The following is a 21314-nucleotide window of genomic DNA, read 5'->3' as shown; positions in this document are numbered from 1 at the left end:
GGCGGAATGAAACCACCCCGGCCATCCTAGATGTTCAATGCGCGGCCATAAGCGTCGAGCACGCTTTCCTTCATCGTTTCCGAAAGCGTGGGGTGCGGGAAGATCGTGTGCATCAGTTCTTCCTCGGTCGTTTCGAGGTTCATCGCGACGACGAAGCCCTGGATGAGCTCGGTCACTTCCGCGCCAACCATGTGCGCGCCGAGAAGCTGGCCGGTCTTCTTGTCGAAGACCGTCTTGACGAGCCCCTGATCGTCGCCCAGCGCGACGGCCTTGCCGTTTGCGACGAACGGAAAGCGGCCGACGCGGACGTCGTGGCCAGCGTCCTTCGCCTTCGCTTCCGTCAGGCCAACCGACGCCACCTGCGGATGGCAATAGGTGCAGCCCGGCACCAACGACTTGTCCATCGGGTGAACGTTAAGGCCTGCGATCTTCTCGACGCAGATGACGGCCTCGTGCTCGGCCTTGTGGGCCAGCATCGGCGGGCCGGCAACGTCGCCGATCGCATAGACGCCCGGCACGCTGGTGCGGCAATAACCGTCGATGGCGATCGCGCCCCGCTCCAGCTTCACACCCAGTTCCTCGAGGCCGAGGCCTTCGGTGTTGCACTGCACGCCCACGGCCGAGATCATCCGGTCGGCGGTGATCTTCTCCACCGACCCGTCCTTCTTCTCGACATGCGCGGTGACCTGGTCGCCGCCCTTGTCGACCTTCGTGACCTTGGCTTCCAGGATGAACTTCATCCCCTGTTTCTCCAGCCGCTTCTGCGCGAATTTGGAGATTTCCGCGTCCTCGACCGGCATGATCTGCGGCATCAGTTCGACGACAGTCACGTCGACGCCCATCGTACGGTAGAAGGATGCAAACTCGATGCCGATGGCGCCGGAGCCCATCACCAGCAACGATTTCGGCATCTTGTCCGGAACCATCGCCTCGAAATAGGTCCAGATGAGCTTGCCGTCCGGTTTGATGCCGGGCAGCGCGCGTGGCCGTGCGCCGGTGGCCAAGATGATGTGCTTTGCGGTGTAGGTGCCCTCGCCCAGCGTGTTCTTCGGCGCAGGCACCTGCGGTTCCATCGGCTTCTTTTTAGTCTTGGAAACGACGATCTCGTTGGGCTTGGTCAGCTTCGCTTCGCCCCAGATCACGTCGACCTTGTTTTTCTTCATCAGGATTCCGACGCCGCCATTCATGCGGGCGGCAATGCCGCGGAGCGCTCGACGATTGCCTTGAGGTCCGGCTTCACACCATCGACCGAAAGGCCGAAATCCTTCGCGTTGCTGGCGAGATGCATGACCTCCGCCGAACGCAGCAGCGCCTTTGTGGGGATACAGCCCCAGTTGGAGCAGATGCCCGCCAGATGCTCGCGCTCGACGATCGCCGTCTTCAGGCCGAGCTGCGCCGCCCGCACCGCTGCGATGTAACCGCCGGGGCCGGCCCCGATGATGATGACGTCGTAGCTCTGGGCCACTGGCATTCTCCTCAATCAGATTCCAAGCATCATCCGCACCATCGGCTCGATGCCCTTGCCGATGGCGCGTGTGTTGGCGGCATCCAGATGCACACCGTCCACCGGGGTGGTCTCGGCGACGGAACCGGCATCGAAGAAGCCGCAGCCGGTGTCGTCGGCCAGGTCGGCATAGAGGCTGGCGAGCATGCGCGACTGCGCGACGCCTCCCGCGAACATCGCTGCGAATTCGGCATTGGCGGTCTCGCACAGCGGTGGCGGGGCGACGATCAGCACGGCCGGCGGCTCGGTGGTGCCGTCGCGCGTCGCGTTCAGGCGAACGATCTCGACCAGCCTGCGCATGCCCTGCAAGGCGGCGAGCGCGGTGCCCGCGATCGCCGGCTTCATGTCGTTGGAGCCGAGCATGACGATGACGAGATCGAGCGGTGCGTGCGCGTAAAGCGAGGTGGGCAGGATGCGCACCCCGTTGCGGTCGCAAGCCGCAAGATGCTCGTCATAGGCCGTCGTGCGTCCGCGCAGGCCGTCCGTCACCACGTGAACCGCCGGGCCAAGCGCTTTCTGCAGAACGTTTGGCCAACGATCCTCGAAGGCATGCCGGCCGCCGGTATCGGCGTCGCTGCCCCAGGTGATGGAATCGCCGTAGCAGAGGATCGTTTTCATGGACGGTTCCGGCTGGAGTTTGCGGATTACTGGTTCAACGACCGCAGGCCGAGCGCCACGAACAGGAACAGCACCCCGTTCGAGATCAGCTCGACGCCCAGCAGGATGCCGAGCACGGACACCGCCGCCCATGGGAAGTCGGCGAGGATCAGAATGCCGAGCCCGAGCGAAAGTACGCCGGAAAGCAGCACCCAGACCCATCCGGCCACCGGCCGCAGCGAAAACGCGTACATGAGTTTCACCACGCCCAGTGCCAGGAAGAGCACGGCCACCAGCAACGTCAGCGAGACCATGCCGGCAAGCGGGTTGAAGATCAGCGATATGCCGACCACCAGCGTCAGGATACCGAACAGCAGTGCCCAGATGAAGCCGCCCCAGCCCTGCACCTGAAACGCCTGGATGATCTGTAGCGCGCCCAGGAAGGCAAAGGCCCAGCCGGCCATCAGCGTGGCTGCTAGCGTGGCTGCGAAGGGGTTCAGCAGCGCCAGCACGCCGCCGATGAGGGAGATGACGGCAAACACCGCCATCCATATCCACGAAGTCCTGAGCTTTGCTTCCTGCGTTGCGGTGGCCATGACAGTCCCTCCTTAGCCGGGCACCATGCCCGGGTTCTAAACGAGCATGCCGAGCGGGTTCTCGATGGTACGCTTGAAGGCGGCCAGCAGTTCGGCGCCCAGCGCGCCATCCACTGCACGATGGTCGGTGGAGAGCGTCACCGTCATCACGTTGGCGATCTTGATCTCGCCGTTCCTGACGATCGGACGCTCCTCGCCCGCGCCGACTGCGAGGATGGTCGCATGCGGCGGGTTGATGACGGCGGAGAAGTCCTTGATGCCGAACATACCGAGATTGGACACAGCCGTCGTTCCGCCCTGATATTCCTCGGGCTTCAGCTTGCGGGAGCGGGCGCGCACGGCCATGTCCTTCATCTCGTTGGAGATGACGGACAGCGTCTTCTCGTCCGCCTTGCGCACGATCGGCGTGATGAGCCCGCCCGGGATCGAAACGGCGACACCGACATCGGCATGCTTGTGCTTGAGCATGCCGCTCTCGGTCCACGAGGCATTGGCGTCGGGCACCTGCATCAGCGCGACGGCCATGGCCTTGATGACCATGTCGTTGACCGAGAGCTTGTAGGCAGGCGCCTCGCCCTTCTCGGTCTTCTTCATCGGCGCGGCATCGTTGAGCTGCTTGCGCAGCGCCAGCAGTGCGTCGATTTCGCAATCCAGCGTCAGGTAGAAATGCGGGATCGTGCTCTTGGCCTCGACCAGACGGCGCGCGATGGTCTTGCGCATGTTGTCGTGCGGTACGAGTTCGTACGAGCCTTCCTCGAACAGCTTGAGCACGGCATCGTCAGACATCGGCTTGGGTGCTGCGGGAGTGGAGGCGGGCGCACCTGCCTGCGACTTGGCGGCCGTTGCGGTTCCACCTGCGATCGCTGCCTCGACATCGGCCTTGACCACCCTGCCCTTTGGGCCGGAACCGGCCACCGCTGCAACGTCGATGCCTGCATCCTTGGCGATGCGGCGCGCCAGCGGTGAAGCGAAAGTGCGGCCGTCTGCGCCGGCCGGTTTCGTCTCAGCCTGCTTCGCTGCCGGCTGTTGCGCCGGAGCAGCGGCGGGCGCAGCGTCCTGCTTCGGGCGGGAGCTTCGGCCTTCGTTTCGGCCGGCTTCGTCTCTTCCTTGGGCGCGGCACCGCCACCGCTCGACTTGGCGGCCTCGGATGCATCCTCGCCTTCCTCGGCGAGCACTGCGATCAGTGCGTTGACCTTGACGCCTTCAGTGCCTGCCGGAACGACCAGCTTGGCAACGGTCCCCTCGTCGACGGCTTCAACTTCCATGGTCGCCTTGTCGGTCTCGATCTCGGCGATGACATCGCCGGGCGCGACCTTGTCGCCCTCCTTGACCAGCCACTTGGCGAGGTTGCCCTCCTCCATGGTGGGCGAAAGGGCCGGCATGGTGATTTCAATGGGCATCGCTCGGCCTCCCTCAGCTCCGGTAGGTGACGGCTTTGACCGCCTCGACGACCTCGGCGACGCTGGGCAGCGCCAGCTTCTCGAGATTGGCCGCATACGGCATCGGAACGTCCTTGCCGGCGATCGTGATAACCGGCGCGTCGAGATGGTCGAAGGCGCGCTGCATCACCTGGCTGGCAATGTGGTCGCCAACGGAGGATTGCGGGAAGCCTTCCTCGACCACGACCAGGCGATTGGTCTTCTTGACCGATGCGATAACCGTGTCGAAGTCCAGCGGCCGGATGGTGCGCAGGTCGATGATCTCGACATCTAGGCCCATGCCACGCAGTTCGGCTTCCGCCTTGACCGCATAGGTCATGCCGATGCCGAAGGAGACGAGGGTGACGTCCTTGCCTTCCTTGTGGATGCGCGCCTTGCCGATGGGCAGTACGAAATCGTCCATCTTCGGCACGTCGAAGGACTGGCCGTAGAGGATCTCGTTTTCCAGGAAGATCACCGGGTTCGGGTCGCGGATCGCAGCCTTGAGCAGCCCCTTCGCATCGGCCGCGGTATAGGGCATCACCACCTTGAGGCCGGGAATGTGCCCGTACCAGGCGGCATAGCACTGCGAGTGCTGGGCAGCCACGCGGGCTGCCGCCCCGTTGGGGCCGCGGAAGACGATTGGCGCGCCCATCTGGCCGCCGGCCATGTAGAGCGTCTTGGCGGCCGAATTCACGATCTGGTCGATCGCCTGCATGGCGAAGTTGAAGGTCATGAATTCGACGATCGGCTTCAGGCCGGCCATCGCCGCGCCCACGCCGACGCCCGCAAAGCCGTGCTCGGTGATCGGCGTATCGACGACGCGTCTGGCCCCGAATTCCTGCAGCAATCCCTGCGTGATCTTGTAGGCGCCCTGATATTCGGCAACCTCCTCGCCCATGACGAAGACATCCTCGTCGCGGCGCATTTCCTCGGCCATCGCGTCGCGCAGTGCTTCGCGTACGGTGGTCTGCACCATCTCCGTGCCGGCCGGAATGTCGGGGTCGGCAGCGACTTCCGCCTTTGGCGCCGCCGGCACCGGAGCTGCGTCCGCATCCGATTTCGTCGCTTCGGCCGGCTCCTCGCGCGGCTTTCCATCGGCGTCGTTTGCGCCTGCCGGAGCCTTCTCGGGGGCAGCGCCCTTGCCCGAACCGATGTCGCCGGCGCTCTCGCCTTCGCCCAGCAGCACGGCAATCGGCGTGTTGACCTTCACGCCCTCGGTGCCTTCGGCCACGAGAATCTTGCCGAGCGTGCCTTCGTCAACGGCCTCGACTTCCATGGTCGCCTTGTCGGTCTCGATTTCGGCGATGACGTCGCCGGGGGCAACGGCGTCGCCCTCTTTCTTGACCCATTTCGAAAGATTGCCCTCTTCCATCGTCGGAGAAAGAGCGGGCATGAGGATTTCAATCGGCATGGTCCGCCTCCCTCTAGAGCAGAATATCGGTGTAGAGCTCGGACGGATCCGGCTCGGGATCGGTCTGTGCGAAATCGGCAGCGTCAGCGACGATGTCCCGCACTTCCTTGTCGATCTTCTTCAGGTCGTCCTCCGTGGCCCACTTGGCCTCCAGCAGCCGCGCCTTGACCTGTTCGATCGGGTCGTGCTCCGAGCGCATCTTCTGCACTTCGTCCTTGGAGCGGTATTTGGCCGGGTCGGACATCGAATGGCCGCGATAGCGGTAGGTCTGCATCTCGAGGATGATCGGCCCGTTACCAGAGCGGCAGTGCTCGACAGCCATCTCGCCGGCACTCTTGACCGCGCGCACATCCATGCCGTCGACCTGCATGCCCGGTATGCGGAACGACGCGCCGCGATGGGAGAAGTCCGTTTCGGCCGATGAGCGGCTTACCGACGTGCCCATTGCGTAGCGGTTGTTCTCGATGATGTAGATGACGGGCAGCTTCCACAGCGAGGCCATGTTGAAGCTCTCGTAGACCTGGCCCTGGTTGGCGGCGCCGTCGCCGAAATAGGTCAGCGAGACGTTGTTGTTGCCCCGATACCTGTTGGCGAAGGCAAGCCCGGTGCCGAGCGAGACCTGCGCGCCGACGATGCCGTGGCCGCCGTAGAAGTTCTTCTCCTTGGAGAACATGTGCATCGAGCCGCCCTTGCCCTTGGAGTAGCCTCCCCGGCGGCCCGTCAACTCGGCCATCACGCCACGCGGCGACATTTCCATCGCCAGCATGTGGCCGTGGTCTCGATAGGCGGTGATCATCTGGTCGCCATCGATCAGGGCCATCTTCATGCCCGTCACGACCGCTTCCTGCCCGATATAGAGGTGGCAGAAACCGCCGATGAAGCCCATTCCGTAAAGCTGGCCGGCCTTTTCCTCAAAGCGCCGTATCAGCAGCATGTCGCGATACGCCTTGAGTTCGTCTTCCTTGGTGAATTTCGCTGGCGGCGGCGCTTTGCGCGCGGACTGGGTCTTGGCATCCGCTTTCGATTTTGCGGACGTCTTCCTGGCGGCTGTCGCCATGGGTCGCTCCCTGTTTCGTCTCTTTACGGACCGAGGGCGACATCCAGCCTCCCTCATTTAAGGAAAGGCTACCACGCGAAATCGCGATCCGCCATGCGGAAAAACGCATGGCTCACATGCACATAAACATCTCTATTTGCAGGGTATTCCCACGATTAACCGACTTTCGGTTAATCCACCGGAAGCGGCCTCATGATCACGACCTCGTCCGGAAGAGCCAGGTTCAGGGCCCGGCGCGCATGCTCGTCGAGCATGTCCTTTTCGAGGGTTCCATCATGCAGGAGCTGGACGCGACGTTCAAGACGAATGCGTTGCGTCTTGACGGCTTCGAGGTTGCTCTCGAGCGAGGCCACGCGTTCTTCCAGCCGGTATTTGGAGTAGATGCCGTATTCGCCATTGAAGGCGTGGAACCCGAAGTAGGACAGGAACACCGCCGCGATCGCCGGAACGATCAACGCACCCGTGTTCCTTTTCTTATGCTGACGTGTCCACATGGCAATGACGCGATACTCAAAACAACCGCCTCATTGGACACCATTATGCTTAAGGGGCGGTTACCATCGTAGCCGCCCCTTTCAATTTTCAGCCCTTCAGGATGCTCTTGCCCGCGTAACGCGCGCTCTTGCCGAGCTCCTCCTCGATGCGCAGGAGCTGGTTGTATTTTGCCAGCCTGTCGGAACGGGCAAGCGAGCCGGTCTTGATCTGCCCGCAATTGGTCGCGACCGCGAGATCGGCGATGGTCGAATCCTCGGTCTCGCCCGAGCGGTGCGACATGACGGCGGTGTAGCCGGCCTTGTGGGCTGTCTCGACCGCGTCGAGCGTCTCGGTCAGCGAGCCGATCTGGTTAACCTTGACGAGGATCGAATTGGCCACGCCCATGCGGATGCCGTCCTTGAGGCGGGCGGAGTTGGTGACGAAGAGGTCGTCGCCGACGAGCTGGACATTCTTGCCGCAGAGGTCGGTGAGGATTTTCCAGCCATCCCAGTCGTCCTCGGCCATGCCGTCCTCGATAGAGATGATCGGGTAGTCGGCGGCAAGCTTGGCGAGATATTTCGCCTGCGCCTTGGGATCGCGCGTCTTCTTCTCGCCCTCGTAGACGTGGCGCCGTCCTTGAAGAACTCGGTAGCCGCGCAATCGAGCGCGATGGCAACCTGCTCGCCGGGCTTGTAGCCGGCCTTCTCGATGGAGGCGAGGACGAAGTCGAGCGCCGCCTGGGCGTTCTTGATGTTAGGCGCGAAACCGCCTTCGTCTCCGACATTGGTGTTGTGGCCGGCGTCCTTCAGACCCTTCTTGAGAGTGTGGAAGATTTCCGCGCCCCAGCGCAGGCCTTCACGGAAAGTCTCGGCGCCGACCGGCATGATCATGAATTCCTGGAAATCGATAGGGTTGTCGGCATGGGCGCCGCCATTGATGATGTTCATCATCGGCACCGGCAGTACGTGCGCGCCAGCGCCGCCGACATAACGGTAAAGCGGCAGCGAGGAAGCTTCGGCCGCCGCCTTGGCGACCGCGAGCGACACGCCGAGGATGGCGTTTGCCCCCAGACGGCCCTTGTTGGGCGTTCCGTCCAGTTCGATCATCGTGCGGTCGATCTGAATCTGGTCTTCGGCCTCGAGCCCGCCGATCGCCTCGAATATCTCGCCATTGACGGCATCGACCGCGCTTTTGACGCCCTTGCCGAGGTAGCGCGAGCCGCCATCGCGGAGTTCCACCGCCTCGTGCGCGCCGGTCGAGGCGCCGGAAGGCACGGCGGCGCGGCCCATCGAGCCGTCCTCCAGCACAACATCGACCTCGACGGTCGGATTGCCGCGGCTGTCGAGTATTTCGCGGCCGATGATGTCGATGATTGCAGTCATGGCGAGGTCCCTTCGCTGGAGAATGGCGGGTCGTCGCCCTCTTAGCGAAAGGACCGGTGCGAGGCAATCGGCAGCGCGGGCGCTTCAGGCCGCGGGTTTCACCGTCGCCTGGAATTTCGACATCAGGTAGGGCCCCGACAGGACCGGTTCATATTTCGGCTTTTCGCCCGGTGCCAGACAGGTCGGCAGGCAGGCGATCTCCTGATGCCAATTGGGCTGGTGGAAGAAGGCGAAGGACTGGCGGCGCGACGATGCGCCGGCAGCGAGCTGCGGGTTGACCACGCGATGCAGCGTCGAGACCCAACGATCGTTCGTCCAGCGTGCCATCAGGTCGCCGATGTTGATGACGAAGGCGCCCGGCACGGGTGGAACGTCGACCCATTCGCCGGCTGGATCGAGAATCTGCAGGCCGCCGGAGCCCGCCTGCGGCAACAGGATCGTCAGGCTGCCGTAATCGGTATGCGCGCCGGCACGCAACTGGCCGGGCTTCGGTGGCACTGCCTGTTCGGGATAGTTCAGTGCGCGCAGCGCACTGATCGGCTTGTCGATCGTCGCGGCAAAGGCGTCTTCCGGAAGGTGCAGCGCCACCGCGAAGACCTGCATGATGCGGGCGGCCAAATCTTCCATGGCGCGATAATAGGCGGTCCAGGCATCACGAAAGCCCGCCGGTCCCGTGGGCCAGATGGTATCCGCATAACAGAAGGCCAGTGCCTGCTCGTCGTCGAGCCCTTCCGGCGCCGACAGCGGCCCGCCATTGAAGCTCTCCTTGAGGTCCGGAGGCGTATCTTCTCCGCGCGATTTCGCCAGTGCCTCGAGCTCAGGTCCGAGATAGCCGTAGGGATAGCCCGGATAAGGTGCCCGCGCCTCATGCTTTTCCTGTGCCGGCAGGTCGAAGAAATCGTGCGCCGCATTCCAGGCCCGATCGATGACCTCCCGCGGGACGCCGTGGCCGGAGATCGCCAGAAAGCCGGTTTCGCGGCAGATACGATCGACCTCCGCGCCAAGCGCTTCCCTGTCGGCGCCGGTCGCGGTCTCGAAACGGGAAAGGTCGAAGACCGGAAAGCTTTTTGCGGACATGAAGGGCTCCTGCGTTACAGACTCGCAGCGGAGCGTACAGCCCTCCCCTCATGCGAAAAGCCCCGCGGCGAACCGCGGGGCCAGTAAATTGCCTGGTGCAATCAGACCCAGTATGGGGGAACCTGATAGTAGCTGTAAGAGGCGTCGCGCGCCTTATAACCGTCATCGCCCGTCAGGTCGGCGATGTCATGCACGGGCGCGGCTTTGAGCTGGTCCTTCGTGAAGGGAACGACATAGCCGCCACGAGAGCGATCGTAATCCAGCGCCGACCACGGGACAGCGTGATATTTCTCGCCGATGCCGAGGAAGCCGCCGAAACCGATGACGGCGAACATGATGCTGTTGTTCGTCTTTTCGAGCATCACGTCCTCGATCGTGCCGATATGCTCGCCTTCGGTGTTGTACACCTCGGTGCCAATGACGCGGGACGCCTGAATTGCTTCGGTGTGTCCTGATGCGGTGACCATTTTTGCTTGCTCCTTTGTGTTCGCCACCCTGTACCCATTCAATGTGGACAGAGCGGCGAAGTTCCGGAGCCCGCTATCTGGCTTTCGAGACGCGGTCGAATTCCATCAGCCTTTCGATCAGGCGCGGCATGTCTTTCAGCGGCACCATGTTCGGGCCGTCCGAAGGGGCGTTGTCGGGGTCCTGGTGGGTCTCGATGAAAACGCCCGCGACACCGACCGCGACCGCCGCACGGGCCAGCGTCTCCACGAAGCGCCGGTCGCCGCCAGTGGACCCGCCCTGCCCGCCCGGCTGCTGCACGGAATGGGTGGCGTCGAAGATCACCGGAGCGCCGGTTTCGGCCATGATGGGCAGCGCGCGCATGTCCGAGACCAACGTATTGTAGCCGAATGACGCGCCGCGCTCGGTGACCAGCACCTGCGTATTGCCCGAACCCGTGACCTTGGCGACCACGTTCTTCATGTCCCATGGAGCGAGGAACTGCCCCTTCTTGACGTTGACGACCTTGCCGGTCTTGGCCGCCGCAATCAGCAGATCGGTCTGCCGCGAGAGAAACGCGGGTATCTGCAGAATATCGACAGCCTCGGCGACCGTGGCGCATTGCTCTTCGGTATGCACGTCGGTCAGCACCGGCAGGGCAAGATCTCGCCGCAGGTCGGCGAAGATCGGCAGCGCCGCGTCGAGGCCGCTTCCGCGCTTGCCGGAGAGCGACGTGCGGTTGGCCTTGTCGAAGGAGGTCTTGTAGACGAGGCCGATGCCGAGCTTGGCACACATCTCCTTGAGCGCGCCGGCCATGTCGAAAGCGTGCTGGCGTGATTCGAGCTGGCACGGCCCTGCAATCAGCGCCAGCGGCGCGGTGTTGGAAAAGCGGACTTCGCCCGCACTCACTGTCGTGTCGGGAGCGGTCATCGGGTCTCCTCAAAGATGAATTCGACGCCTTGTCCGGCCGTCGCCGGCACGCGGATGGCATTTTCGCGGGTTTCGTAATCGATCCCGTTCGCGTTGAACAGGGCGGAGACCGCAGCAAGATCGCGAATGCCGAAGGTTACGGCGGTGAACCGCGGATCGGCGGCCTGCGAGGCTTCGGAAACGTCGAGCATCCCATTTGAGAGGGCAATCTTGCGGTCAGCCGTTACACTGGCATTGGCGGCCTTTGCCAAAAACCGCGCGAAGGCGTCGGCGTCGGGCGCAACCGCATCGATCTGGGTAATCCTCGTCGCACCGTTGGCGTGGCGTTCGAGTGTCGACCGGTCGATTGCGGGAACCTTGCGGCGTTCGCAGGTGAACAGAAACGCGCCGGGAGAGCCATCCGAGGCAAAGGCAAGGCGGAACGACGCCACGCCGGCCCTGCCCGCGGCATCGAGCGACGGCCGGGAAAACTCGACCATCGGATCGGCCGAAATGCCAGCGTCGACAAAGGCCGCATGGTCGGCCTCGGCATCTTTGGTCGCAAACACCACGGCCGACAGGCCTTCATCGCCGTATGTTCCACGGAAAAGCCTGTCGCGCAGGATGAAGCTGTTGCCCCCTTCTGCTGCCGTTTCCACGCTAGCCGAGTCTTCGATCGCCAGCGGTTCGAGAAACGTGCCGTCGGCCAAATAGACACATGCGTTGGTGGTGCCGAACGGATGCACACCCTGCGGCGCCACCGTAAAGCCGAGTGCTCCGAGCCGCTTGCGGGCCAAGTCGAGATTTGCCGTCGGCAACACGAGGTGATCGAGCGCGCGTGCGGTGTTTTCTGTCATGGTCGCGGTGTGCCTTAGGGCGCCATCGCTTTCAAGCGGATATTGAGGAATCCTGCGGCGGCCTGAATTCGACCCAAAGCGGGAAGTGATCGGAGATACGTACCGAGAAACTCGCCTTCGTCAGGCCGAGGTCCACGAGAAGCCGGCCCCAGGTCTCCACGATCCCGCCATCCGCGAGTTCCAGGTCGATCAGCTTCGCCCTCCCCTTGGAGAACCACGCGATCTGGTCATGGTAGCTGTCTTTCTCAGGCTCGGATGCGCGGGCATAGATCGTGCGCGGGTGGCTTTGCAGCACAAAGGGCACTTCGAGCCCGGTCTCGACGAAGGCCTCATAGAGCTTGTTGCCGATGCGCTCGAGATTGAAATCCCCGAGCGCGATCAGGTTGTGATGCCAGCGGTTCTCCCGCGCTGCCCAGTCCTGCATCCAGCGGGCGATGGCGCGCAGTTCCGGCAGGCGCCGCGTGTTCTCGTTGCCGTAGTCGATATGGGCGGTAACCAGGATGAAGGTCGTGTCGCGGGTGCGGAAGGAAACGGCATAGGGATTACGGGCGAACTGCCTCTTGAAGCTGCCTTCGGTGAATCCGTACCTGGAGGCATCGTCGGGGATGACCAGTTCGCCGGCCAGCCCCGACAGCGAGACCCGAGACGAATCGAACAGAAACGCCATATGCTCGTTGTTGCCGGCCTGCCCCTCGTTGCGGTCGGTCATCAGGAAGCTCCATTTGGAGCCGAGCACCTCCATCAGTGCCCGCAACGCCTCGAAGCCCGCACCCACCTCCTGAACAGCGACGACATCGAAACGCGATACGATCTCTGCGATTGCCCACAGGCTGCGGTAGTCGCGTTTGGGGCTGTCGTCCGAGCTGGCAGGCACCGACCATTTGCGCGTCAGCGAGCGGAAATGCGCGATGTTCCAGGTGGCGATGAGGATATTGCGGTCCACATCGCGCTTCGGCGGCACGACGGTGTCGAGATAAGCCGAATAGGCGCGCATCTCCTCCACGACGCTGGCCGGCACGTTGCCATCGAGCGGTGCGTTGCCCGGGGTCTTGAACAACAGGTCGAGAGGGGTGGCCATCGCCGGATACCCGTTTCCGCGCGGTGACGATACCACAGCCCTATCGGACGCTCCACCGCCCGGATACATGGGTATGAGGAGCCCTCGCCGAGCAGCTGGACGGTCAATCGAGAAGCGGTTCGAAGCCTTCCATTGCCGCGGCGGGCACGACAGCCAGTTCCTGAAGCCCGCCGAGAAAGCTCGATACGGCCTCCCACGCGCCATGTTCGAACATGTCGTCATGGGATGCTTCGGGAAAGATGTGCAGTTGCGACAGGTGCTCGTTGGCTGCCGCGAGCAGGGTCGCGAAGGAAGCTGGCGTCACGGTATCGCGTTCGCCGGCCAGCAGCAGGATCGGCGCCTCGATGGACGAGTAGCGCGACCGCGTGTCGAACCGCGAGCGGACGAGCCACAAGGGCATCTGGCGCGCATTGTGGCCGACGATGTCGCGGAACGATGTGAAGGGCGCTTCCAGAACTACGCCCACGGGCTTCGAGCGCGCCGCGATGTAGCTCGCGATACCGGTTCCCATCGAGTAGCCGTAAAGAATGATGCCGTTCGGGGCCAGCCGGTTGTCGGCGACCTTTTCCAGAAGTCGAGTGGCGTCTCTGTAAAGGTTGTGCTCGCTGGGCCGTCCGGGATTGCCGCCATATCCGCGATACCCGGCGAGCATCAGCCCGTAGCCTTCCTCCGCGAGGCTGAAGAGGTGACGGGGTTTCCTGATGACGTCACCAACGCGACCAGGAAAATAGACAATCACCGGCATGCCTGCGCGAGGCGGATGATACCAGGAGCGCAGCATGAGGCCGTCATGGGTCGCAAGGTCGACGGGCTGGAGTTCCACGTCACTCTCAAGCTCGAAGATGCTGAGCGCCAGCCGCTCGCGAAAAAGCAGGATTTCGGGCATTGTGGAGAGCGTCGCCAACACCGCGCCAAGCGCTGCGGCCGCGGACAGGATCAGACGACCATGGCTTGCAACGAAGCCGAAAACGATACTCAAACCAAACCCCATTGCCCCGCGTCGCCTGCCCGATGCGGCACCGCAAATCCAGCATAGCCGCATGCAGCCGCTTCGCCAGATCGTTTGTAACAAAAACGAGTTACTGCCGCGTTTCCGGCATCAAGGTGCGCGGCGGTCGCGAGATCGGCGGATCAGACCAGTCGGCTCTGCTCGACGGCTGCGCCGATGAAGCTTGCAAACAGCGGGTGAGGTTCCAGCGGACGCGACTTCAGCTCAGGGTGATACTGCACGCCAATGAACCACGGATGATCCTGGTATTCGACCGTTTCCGGCAGCACGCCGTCCGGCGACATGCCGGCGAAGACCAGCCCGCACGCTTCCAGCCGCTCCTTATAGTCGACATTGACCTCGTAGCGGTGGCGATGGCGCTCGGAAATATCCGTATTGCCGTAGATGTCGGCGATCTTCGTGCCCTCGCCCAGCTTCGCGGCGTAAGCGCCCAGCCGCATGGTGCCACCTAGGTCGCCGCTTGCCGCGCGCTTTTCGAGCATGTTGCCCTTCAGCCATTCCGTCATCAGGCCCACCACGGGCTCGGACGTCGCCCCGAACTCGGTGGACGAGGCCTTTTCGATGCCGGCGAGCGAACGGGCGGCCTCAATGCAGGCCATCTGCATGCCGAAGCAGATGCCGAAATAGGGAACCTTGCGTTCGCGGGCGAACTTCGCCGCGAGAATCTTGCCTTCCGCGCCGCGCTCCCCGAAACCGCCAGGCACGAGGATGCCGTGTACCTTCTCCAGGAACGGCGCGGGGTCCTCCTTCTCGAAGATCTCGGCCTCGATCCAGTCGAGCTTCACGCGTACCCGGTTGGCCATGCCGCCATGCGAGAGCGCTTCGATCAGCGATTTATACGCGTCCTTGAGGCCGGTATATTTGCCTACGATGGCGATCGTGACCTCGCCTTCCGGGTTGTGGATGCGCTCTGCCACGCCTTCCCATGGCGCCATGCGCGGCTTGGGGGCCGGGTCGATGCCGAAGGCGGCCAGGACCTCGCTGTCGAGCCCTTCGCGATGATAGGCCATCGGCACGTCGTAGATATGCGCCACGTCGAGCGCCTGGATGACGGCCGATCTGCGGACGTTGCAGAACAGCGACAGCTTGCGGCGTTCTTCCTTGGGGATAGCGCGATCGGCGCGTACCAGCAGGATGTCCGGCGCGATGCCGATGGAACGCAGTTCCTTCACCGAATGCTGGGTCGGCTTGGTCTTGAGTTCGCCTGCGGCCGGAATCCACGGCATCAGGGTCAGGTGGATATAGACCGCCTGCCCACGCGGGAGGTCGTTGCCGAGCTGGCGGATCGCCTCGAGAAACGGCATCGCCTCGATGTCGCCGACCGTGCCGCCGATCTCGCACAGGACGAAGTCGTAGTCGTCGTTGCCGTCGAGGACGAAATTCTTGATCTCGTCGGTGACGTGGGGGATCACCTGCACGGTCGCGCCGAGATAGTCGCCGCGCCGCTCGCGCTCGATGATGTTCTTGTAGATGCGCCCGGTGGTGATGTTGTCCTGCTGGTTGGCGGACCGTCCGGTGAAGCGCTCGTAATGGCCGAGATCCAGATCGGTCTCGGCGCCGTCGTCTGTGACGAAGACCTCGCCGTGCTGATAGGGCGACATCGTGCCCGGATCGACGTTGAGGTAGGGATCTAGCTTGCGGATCCGCACACGGTAGCCACGCGCCTGAAGCAGGGCTCCGAGAGCCGCTGCGGCGATGCCTTTACCGAGTGAGGAAACCACGCCGCCGGTGATGAAAACGTATCGCGCCATGGGAGTCGTCGCTTAACCCGATAGGAGTGATTCCACCAGTCAAAATTTGCCTGGGCATTGGTTTTTCTTCGCCCAAACAAAAGGGCCGGCACCCGCCGGCCCTGTCTTTTCGCCTATGTGGCGATGCTTACTGCCCGCTCGGAACCTGCGGCTGCGCGGGTTCCGGGGCTTGCGCCGGAGGTGTGTCCTCGCCGCCAAGCTGGTCGAGAACGCCGCCCTCGCCCGAAGGCGCGCTTTGCTCGGTCGTGGGCATGCGATCGAAGATGTCGGTCGGCTGATCACCGTAGCGCGCCAGCAGCGACAGGGCCAGCGATGTCGCGAAAAACGCGGTCGCCAGCATCGCCGTCGCGCGGGTCAGCGTATTGGCCGCGCCGCGCGCCGTCATGAAGCCGGAGCCGCCACCGATGCCAAGCCCGCCACCTTCGGAGCGCTGCAGGAGGACCACGCCGACAAGGGCGAGGACAACCATCAGGTGAATGACGATGAGCACTGTCTGCATGATTCAATCCGGATTGTTCTATCGCGCAGCACTGTAGTTGTGCCGCAGCGGACGCGGCTCATTACACGCCTTTGCCGCGCATTCCAACCCATATGGGAAGGAATGGCGCCGCAAAAAAGACGGCATATGCAAGTTTGCCCACCTAAAACGACCGGTAGGCCTCGGCGATGCCGAGAAAATGGGAGGCCTTGAGGCTGGCGCCGCCGACCAGTGCCCCGTCGACATTGGCCACAGCCAGCAACTCGCCAGCGTTGGAGGGCTTGACCGATCCGCCATAGAGAATGCGCATGCGGCCCGCCTCCTCGCCGACGAGTTTCGTCAGTTCGGCCCTGATGTGAGCATGCGCCTGCGCGACATCGTCCACTGACGGCGTCAATCCCGTGCCTATGGCCCAGACCGGCTCATAGGCGATGACGGCGGTCGCGTGGGTCGCTCCATGCGGCACGGAGCCGGCGATCTGGCGCGACAGCACGTCGAGGGTCTGTCCGGCCTCGTGCTCGGCCTGTGTTTCTCCAACGCAGATGATCGCGACGATGCCAGCGCGCCAGGCAGCTTCGGCCTTGGCGCGCACGTCCGCGTCGGTTTCGCCGTGGTCCGTGCGCCGCTCCGAGTGACCGACGATTACGGCGGAGGCACCGGCATCCTTGAGCATTTCAGCCGAAATGTCGCCGGTATGCGCGCCCGTCTCCTTTGCGTGGCAATCCTGTCCGCCAGACTTTACCGGCGTGCGGTGCAGAATTTCCGACGCCCGCCACAGCAGGGTAGCGGGAACGCAGATGAGCGCTTCGGTTTCCGCTTCCAGCCCCTTCATGAAACCGTTGCCGATCGAGACCAGCTCGTTGAGCGATGCGCTCGTGCCATTCATTTTCCAGTTGCCGGCAACCAGCGGGCGGATACCTGGTGTCATCGCGCGTGTTCCCTTCCTTCGGTCTCGAGGCTAGGTTCTCCTACCAAAAACCGGGCACAAAGCAATCGACACCGGCCGGGAAGGACGGTATTGCCGAGGCTCACATCAGGTAACCGGAAGAAGACATGCTCAATTCCCTCAGAAACGCCGCCAGATCCTGGATCGCCAAGCTGCTTCTCGTGATGCTGGTGCTCAGTTTCGCGGTATGGGGCATTTCCGGACAGATTTTCGGCGGGCTCGGTTCCAACGTGCTGACCGCCGGCGATACGCGCGTGTCCATCCTCGAATACCGTCTCGCCTACGATCGGCAGCTCTCGCTGCTGTCGCAGCAATTCGGCGTGCCGGTGACGCGTGAACAGGCGCAGCAGTTCGGCGTCGACAACCGCGTGCTTTCGCAGCTTGCAGCCGGCGCCGTGCTGGACGAACAGGCGCGCAAGATGCGGCTCGGGCTTTCGCGTGATCGGCTGGCGGCAATGACGGCCGAGGATCCCGCCTTCCAGGGGGCTGACGGTCGGTTCGACCGCAACCAGTTCGATTTCGTGCTGCGCCAGATCGGCATGCGGCCGGAAGACTACCTGAAGAACCGCGAGCAGGCTGCGGTGCGTCAGCAGATCATCGAAGCGGTCTCGGACGGCATGACGGCGCCGGATGCTTTCCTGCGCGCCGTGTCACTCTATCAGGGCGAGGACCGCACGGTCGACTACATCGTCCTGTCGCGGTCCCTGGTCGAACCTATCGAAGAGCCTGCGCGGGATGTGCTCGAAGCGTATTTCGAAGAGAACAAGGCCAATTACGCCGCGCCGGAATACCGGCGCATCTCCTACGTCAAGCTGGAACCTGCCGATATTGCCGACCCGGCCGCTATCCAGGCAGAGGAGGTCGAGCGCTATTACGAGGACAACGCCACCCGCTTCACGTCGCCGGAGCAGCGCAAGATCGAACAGCTCGTCTTTGCCGATGCGGAAGCCGCGCAGGCTGCGCTGGACAAGATCCGTGGCGGCGCGACCTTCGAGGAGGTCGTGACCGAGCAAGGCAAGACGATGGGCGACGTCGTGCTTGGCATTTTCGCGAAGGCCGACGTGGCCGACCCGGCAATCGCCGAGGCCGCGTTTGCACTGGCCGAAGGCGAAGTCAGCGACGTGGTCGACGGCGCGTTCGGATCGCTGCTCGTTAGAGTTCCGGAAGTTCAGCCGGCAAAGGTTCAGCCGCTCGCCGAAGTCGAACAGCAGATTCGCAGCGACATCGCGCTGGGCGAAGCAACCCGCATTCTGGACGACGTCTACGAAGGCTATGAAGATGCGCGCGCCGGCGGCGAAACCATGGCGGAAGCCGCCGCCCGCAACCGGCTCGAGGTCGTTACGGTCGAGGCGGTCGACCGCAGCGGCCGCAACCCCGAAGGCACGATCCTGACCGACCTGCCCGAATCGAACGCCCTGCTCCAGGAGGCATTCGACAGTGAAGTCGGCGTCGAGAATTCGCCGCTGAACACCGGATCGTCGGGTTATCTGTTCTACGAGGTCGACGACGTCACGGAGGCCCGCGACCGATCGCTTGACGAAGTTCGCGATCAGGTCGTTACCGACTGGAAGGAGAACGAGGTCGCAACGAGGCTTGCCACCCGCGCCGAGGAAATCGAGAAGCAGGTTGCCGATGGCAAGGCCCTGACCGAGGTCGCGGAGGAACTGGAGCTCGAGGTGCAGGTCCGGCGTGGTCTGAAGCGTGACGCCAACGACGCCGAGCTCGGCGATGCAGGCGTGGCCGCCGTCTTCTCCGTAGCGCGGGGCGAAACTGGCCTTGCGCCGGCTCAGGATGGTGACGCCCAGGTCGTGTTTCGCGTGACGGATGTGCTGGTGCCGGCCGGTGCCGGTCCCGACGCCCTGCCCGCCGAAGCCCGCGATCGTTTCGCATCTGCGATCTCCGACGATCTGCTGGACCAGCTCGTTGCACGGCTTCAAACCGAGTATCCGGTGACGATCGACCGTGGTGCCGTGCAGCAGGCGCTGAGCTTCTGAGCGACGCAATGAACGACTTCAAGTCTCACATAGCCAAGGTCGCGAACGGCACGCCGCTGTCCTTCGAGGAGGCGCGCGAGGCGTTCAGCATCATGATGTCCGGTGAAGCGACGCCGAGTCAGATCGGCGGGTTCCTGATGGCGCTTCGTACGCGCGGTGAAACGGTGGACGAGATTTCCGGCGCAGTGGCCACCATGCGGGCCAAGATGCTTCCCGTCCGCGCGCCGGCCAACGCCATCGACATCGTCGGCACGGGTGGCGATGCGTCGGGCACCTATAACGTCTCCACCTGCGCCGCCTTCATCGTTGCCGGCGCCGGGGTGCCGGTGGCCAAGCATGGCAACCGCGCACTCTCGTCGAAGTCGGGGGCGGCGGATGCGCTTGCCGCTCTTGGGGTCAATATCGAGATCGGGGCCGAAACCATCGCGGCCTGCATCGAGGAAGCCGGGCTCGGCTTCATGTTCGCGCCGGTCCACCATTCGGCCATGCGCCATGTCGGCGCCTCGCGTGTGGAACTCGGCACCCGTACGATCTTCAACCTGCTCGGCCCTCTGTCGAATCCTGCCGGCGTCAAGCGCCAGCTCGTCGGTGTGTTTGCCCCGCAATGGGTAGAGCCGATCGCCGAAGTGCTCAAGGCACAGGGTTCGGAAGCGGTCTGGGTTGTGCACGGCGACGGGCTGGACGAAATGACGACGGCAGGCACGACGATGGTTGCGGCGCTGGAAAACGGCAAGATCCGTACGTTCGAGATCCAGCCCGAGGAGGTCGGCCTGGCACGCGTCAAGCCCGAAGACCTGAAAGGCGCCGATGCCGTGCACAACGCGAAGGCGCTTCGCGGCGTGCTTGCCGGCGACAAGGGTGCTTATCGCGATATCTCCCTCCTGAATGCGGCAGGTGCGCTTGTCGTGGCCGGCAAGGCCCGGACGCTAGACGAGGGCATGGAGCTTGCCACCCGCTCCATCGATAACGGGTCGGCGGCCTCCGCGCTGGAACTGCTGGTGCACGTTTCCAACCGGGCAGGTGCGGCATGACCGATATTCTGCGCAAGATCGAGGCCTACAAGCGCGAGGAGATCGCTGCGGCCAAGGCCGCGCTTCCGCTTGCCGATGTAAAGGCGCGGGCTGCCGACCAGACACCGCCTCGCGGCTTTCGCAAGGCGCTCGAGGCAAAACATGAAGCTGGCCAGTTCGCGCTGATCGCCGAGATCAAGAAGGCGAGCCCCTCGAAGGGACTCATCCGTGCCGATTTCGACCCGCCGGCTCTTGCGCGCGCCTACGAGCAAGGGGGCGCTGCGTGCCTCTCAGTGCTGACCGATCGGCCATCGTTCCAGGGCGCGCCCGAATTCCTGACCGAGGCGCGGGCCGCCACTGCCCTGCCCGCGCTGCGCAAGGATTTCATGTTCGAGACCTATCAGGTTCATGAGGCGCGGAGCTGGGGGCCGACGCGATCCTCGTCATCATGGCGAGCCTGTCCGACGATGAAGCGAAAGCACTCGAGGATGAGGCCCATGCAATCGGCATGGACGTGCTCGTCGAGGTGCATGACGAGGCGGAACTGGATCGCGCGCTGAATCACCTGTCCTCGCCGCTGGTTGGCATCAACAACCGCAACCTGCGCACCTTCGAGGTAAGCCTCGAAACCTCGGAGCGACTGGCGGCGCGCATCCCCGAACACAAGCTCATCGTCGGCGAGAGCGGCATCTTCACCAATGCCGACTGCGCGCGCCTGGCTCGCTCCGGCATCTCCACCTTCCTCGTCGGCGAAAGTCTGATGCGGCAGGCCGATGTTGCCGGCGCGACGCGGTCCCTGCTCGGGCTCAGCTCGCAACGGCTCGCAGGCTGACGCCGTGAGCCGCCTTACGCATCTCGGTGCATCCGGCGAGGCCAACATGGTCGATGTCGGCGGCAAGCAAGAGACGCAGCGCACTGCGATCGCGCAAGGCGCGGTGAAGATGCAGCCCGCGACGCTGGCCACGATCCTCGCCGGCGATGCAAAGAAGGGGGACGTGCTCGGCACGGCCCGCATTGCCGGCATCATGGCAGCCAAGCGGACGCACGAGCTGATTCCGCTCTGCCACCCGCTCCTGCTCACCAAGGTTTCGGTCGAGATCGAGCCCGACGAGAACCTGCCCGGTCTGCGCGTCACGGCGCTCGCCCGCGTTACCGGCAAAACCGGCGTTGAGATGGAAGCGCTGACGGCGGCTTCCGTCGCCTGCCTGACGATCTACGACATGGCCAAGGCAGCCGACCGTGCCATGATAATTTCCGACATCCGTGTGGTGGAAAAGTCCGGCGGCAAGTCCGGCGATTACCGGCTGCAGGACGTCTGA

At 63.7% G+C, this 21314-nt stretch carries 17 protein-coding genes and 4 pseudogenes; 4 read left to right on the top strand and 17 right to left on the bottom strand.

Annotation, left to right across the window (positions count from 1 at the left end):
- Nucleotides 1–26: 26 nt before the first annotated feature.
- The 17 genes and pseudogenes from lpdA to tpiA all read right to left on the bottom strand — a co-directional run bounded on the left by lpdA (nucleotide 27) and on the right by tpiA (nucleotide 16973).
- A pseudogene (lpdA, locus tag HK436_RS16430) lies at nucleotides 27–1465 on the bottom strand (dihydrolipoyl dehydrogenase).
- Between the two features lie 15 nt (nucleotides 1466–1480).
- Nucleotides 1481–2122, bottom strand: coding sequence for an SGNH/GDSL hydrolase family protein (locus HK436_RS16425; RefSeq protein WP_173191487.1), 642 nt, complete (start codon nucleotides 2120–2122; stop codon nucleotides 1481–1483).
- 26 nt (nucleotides 2123–2148) lie between these two features.
- A complete protein-coding gene (locus HK436_RS16420) occupies nucleotides 2149–2697 on the bottom strand; it encodes an HdeD family acid-resistance protein (RefSeq protein ID WP_173191485.1) in 549 nt (182 codons plus the stop codon).
- A 36-nt stretch (nucleotides 2698–2733) separates the two neighbouring features.
- Nucleotides 2734–4097: pseudogene (locus HK436_RS16415) on the bottom strand (pyruvate dehydrogenase complex dihydrolipoamide acetyltransferase).
- 13 nt (nucleotides 4098–4110) lie between these two features.
- The gene (locus HK436_RS16410; protein WP_173191483.1) at nucleotides 4111–5529 is read right to left on the bottom strand and encodes a pyruvate dehydrogenase complex E1 component subunit beta; all 1419 of its coding nucleotides are present in this window, start codon (nucleotides 5527–5529) and stop codon (nucleotides 4111–4113) included.
- A 13-nt stretch (nucleotides 5530–5542) separates the two neighbouring features.
- Nucleotides 5543–6586, bottom strand: coding sequence for a pyruvate dehydrogenase (acetyl-transferring) E1 component subunit alpha (gene pdhA, locus HK436_RS16405; RefSeq protein ID WP_173191481.1), 1044 nt, complete (start codon nucleotides 6584–6586; stop codon nucleotides 5543–5545).
- Between the two features lie 170 nt (nucleotides 6587–6756).
- Complete coding sequence (locus tag HK436_RS16400) at nucleotides 6757–7080, bottom strand: FtsB family cell division protein (RefSeq protein WP_173191479.1); 324 nt, start codon at nucleotides 7078–7080, stop codon at nucleotides 6757–6759.
- Nucleotides 7081–7168: 88 nt separating this feature from the next.
- Nucleotides 7169–8442, bottom strand: a pseudogene (gene eno, locus HK436_RS16395) (phosphopyruvate hydratase).
- An 84-nt stretch (nucleotides 8443–8526) separates the two neighbouring features.
- Complete coding sequence (locus HK436_RS16390; protein WP_173191477.1) at nucleotides 8527–9519, bottom strand: isopenicillin N synthase family dioxygenase; 993 nt, start codon at nucleotides 9517–9519, stop codon at nucleotides 8527–8529.
- A 101-nt stretch (nucleotides 9520–9620) separates the two neighbouring features.
- The gene (locus HK436_RS16385; RefSeq protein ID WP_173191475.1) at nucleotides 9621–9986 is read right to left on the bottom strand and encodes a PRC-barrel domain-containing protein; all 366 of its coding nucleotides are present in this window, start codon (nucleotides 9984–9986) and stop codon (nucleotides 9621–9623) included.
- A 73-nt stretch (nucleotides 9987–10059) separates the two neighbouring features.
- Nucleotides 10060–10893 (bottom strand): 3-deoxy-8-phosphooctulonate synthase, encoded by an 834-nt coding sequence (gene kdsA / locus HK436_RS16380; protein WP_173191473.1) that lies wholly within the window; start codon nucleotides 10891–10893, stop codon nucleotides 10060–10062.
- The gene (locus HK436_RS16375) at nucleotides 10890–11729 is read right to left on the bottom strand and encodes a VOC family protein (RefSeq protein WP_173191471.1); all 840 of its coding nucleotides are present in this window, start codon (nucleotides 11727–11729) and stop codon (nucleotides 10890–10892) included. Before HK436_RS16375 ends, kdsA begins: the two co-directional genes overlap by 4 nt.
- 31 nt (nucleotides 11730–11760) lie before the next feature.
- Entirely contained in the window at nucleotides 11761–12807 is a 1047-nt protein-coding gene (locus HK436_RS16370; protein WP_173191469.1) for an endonuclease/exonuclease/phosphatase family protein, read from the bottom strand.
- A gap of 103 nt (nucleotides 12808–12910) precedes the next feature.
- Nucleotides 12911–13786 (bottom strand): alpha/beta hydrolase, encoded by an 876-nt coding sequence (locus HK436_RS16365; RefSeq protein WP_173191467.1) that lies wholly within the window; start codon nucleotides 13784–13786, stop codon nucleotides 12911–12913.
- Nucleotides 13787–13938: 152 nt separating this feature from the next.
- Nucleotides 13939–15567 (bottom strand): CTP synthase, encoded by a 1629-nt coding sequence (gene pyrG, locus HK436_RS16360; RefSeq protein WP_173191465.1) that lies wholly within the window; start codon nucleotides 15565–15567, stop codon nucleotides 13939–13941.
- Between the two features lie 127 nt (nucleotides 15568–15694).
- On the bottom strand, nucleotides 15695–16066 hold the full coding sequence (gene secG / locus HK436_RS16355; RefSeq protein ID WP_173191463.1) for a preprotein translocase subunit SecG: 372 nt from the start codon (nucleotides 16064–16066) through the stop codon (nucleotides 15695–15697).
- Between the two features lie 142 nt (nucleotides 16067–16208).
- A complete protein-coding gene (gene tpiA / locus HK436_RS16350) occupies nucleotides 16209–16973 on the bottom strand; it encodes a triose-phosphate isomerase (protein ID WP_173191461.1) in 765 nt (254 codons plus the stop codon).
- A gap of 125 nt (nucleotides 16974–17098) precedes the next feature.
- On the opposite strand from tpiA, the gene HK436_RS16345 reads away from it, so the two are divergent.
- From HK436_RS16345 to moaC, 4 genes and pseudogenes are all read left to right on the top strand, one after another.
- Nucleotides 17099–18985 (top strand): peptidylprolyl isomerase, encoded by a 1887-nt coding sequence (locus tag HK436_RS16345; RefSeq protein WP_173191459.1) that lies wholly within the window; start codon nucleotides 17099–17101, stop codon nucleotides 18983–18985.
- A gap of 8 nt (nucleotides 18986–18993) precedes the next feature.
- On the top strand, nucleotides 18994–20016 hold the full coding sequence (trpD, locus tag HK436_RS16340; protein WP_173191457.1) for an anthranilate phosphoribosyltransferase: 1023 nt from the start codon (nucleotides 18994–18996) through the stop codon (nucleotides 20014–20016).
- Nucleotides 20013–20827, top strand: a pseudogene (gene trpC / locus HK436_RS16335) (indole-3-glycerol phosphate synthase TrpC). The gene trpD and the pseudogene trpC overlap by 4 nt, the downstream one beginning before the upstream one ends.
- Nucleotides 20828–20831: 4 nt before the next feature.
- Complete coding sequence (moaC, locus tag HK436_RS16330; RefSeq protein WP_312860619.1) at nucleotides 20832–21314, top strand: cyclic pyranopterin monophosphate synthase MoaC; 483 nt, start codon at nucleotides 20832–20834, stop codon at nucleotides 21312–21314.

Source organism: Neoaquamicrobium sediminum (assembly GCF_013240295.1).
GTDB classification, from domain to species: Bacteria; Pseudomonadota; Alphaproteobacteria; order Rhizobiales; family Rhizobiaceae; genus Aerobium; species Aerobium sediminum.
Note: the sequence above shows the minus strand (reverse complement) of the source record. Positions and strands in the feature narration are given on the sequence as shown.

What these genes read in the sequence shown, in the direction of transcription:
- HK436_RS16370 (WP_173191469.1), bottom strand. Translation starts at nt 12,807, where the DNA reads ATGGCCACCCCTCTCGACCTGTTGTTCAAGACCCCGGGCAACGCACCG.
- HK436_RS16400 (WP_173191479.1), bottom strand. Translation starts at nt 7,080, where the DNA reads ATGTGGACACGTCAGCATAAGAAAAGGAACACGGGTGCGTTGATCGTT.
- HK436_RS16410 (WP_173191483.1), bottom strand. Translation starts at nt 5,529, where the DNA reads ATGCCGATTGAAATCCTCATGCCCGCTCTTTCTCCGACGATGGAAGAG.
- pyrG (WP_173191465.1), bottom strand. Translation starts at nt 15,567, where the DNA reads ATGGCGCGATACGTTTTCATCACCGGCGGCGTGGTTTCCTCACTCGGT.
- HK436_RS16345 (WP_173191459.1), top strand. Translation starts at nt 17,099, where the DNA reads ATGCTCAATTCCCTCAGAAACGCCGCCAGATCCTGGATCGCCAAGCTG.
- pdhA (WP_173191481.1), bottom strand. Translation starts at nt 6,586, where the DNA reads ATGGCGACAGCCGCCAGGAAGACGTCCGCAAAATCGAAAGCGGATGCC.
- tpiA (WP_173191461.1), bottom strand. Translation starts at nt 16,973, where the DNA reads ATGACACCAGGTATCCGCCCGCTGGTTGCCGGCAACTGGAAAATGAAT.
- kdsA (WP_173191473.1), bottom strand. Translation starts at nt 10,893, where the DNA reads ATGACCGCTCCCGACACGACAGTGAGTGCGGGCGAAGTCCGCTTTTCC.
- HK436_RS16425 (WP_173191487.1), bottom strand. Translation starts at nt 2,122, where the DNA reads ATGAAAACGATCCTCTGCTACGGCGATTCCATCACCTGGGGCAGCGAC.
- HK436_RS16420 (WP_173191485.1), bottom strand. Translation starts at nt 2,697, where the DNA reads ATGGCCACCGCAACGCAGGAAGCAAAGCTCAGGACTTCGTGGATATGG.
- HK436_RS16385 (WP_173191475.1), bottom strand. Translation starts at nt 9,986, where the DNA reads ATGGTCACCGCATCAGGACACACCGAAGCAATTCAGGCGTCCCGCGTC.
- secG (WP_173191463.1), bottom strand. Translation starts at nt 16,066, where the DNA reads ATGCAGACAGTGCTCATCGTCATTCACCTGATGGTTGTCCTCGCCCTT.
- HK436_RS16375 (WP_173191471.1), bottom strand. Translation starts at nt 11,729, where the DNA reads ATGACAGAAAACACCGCACGCGCGCTCGATCACCTCGTGTTGCCGACG.
- trpD (WP_173191457.1), top strand. Translation starts at nt 18,994, where the DNA reads ATGAACGACTTCAAGTCTCACATAGCCAAGGTCGCGAACGGCACGCCG.
- HK436_RS16390 (WP_173191477.1), bottom strand. Translation starts at nt 9,519, where the DNA reads ATGTCCGCAAAAAGCTTTCCGGTCTTCGACCTTTCCCGTTTCGAGACC.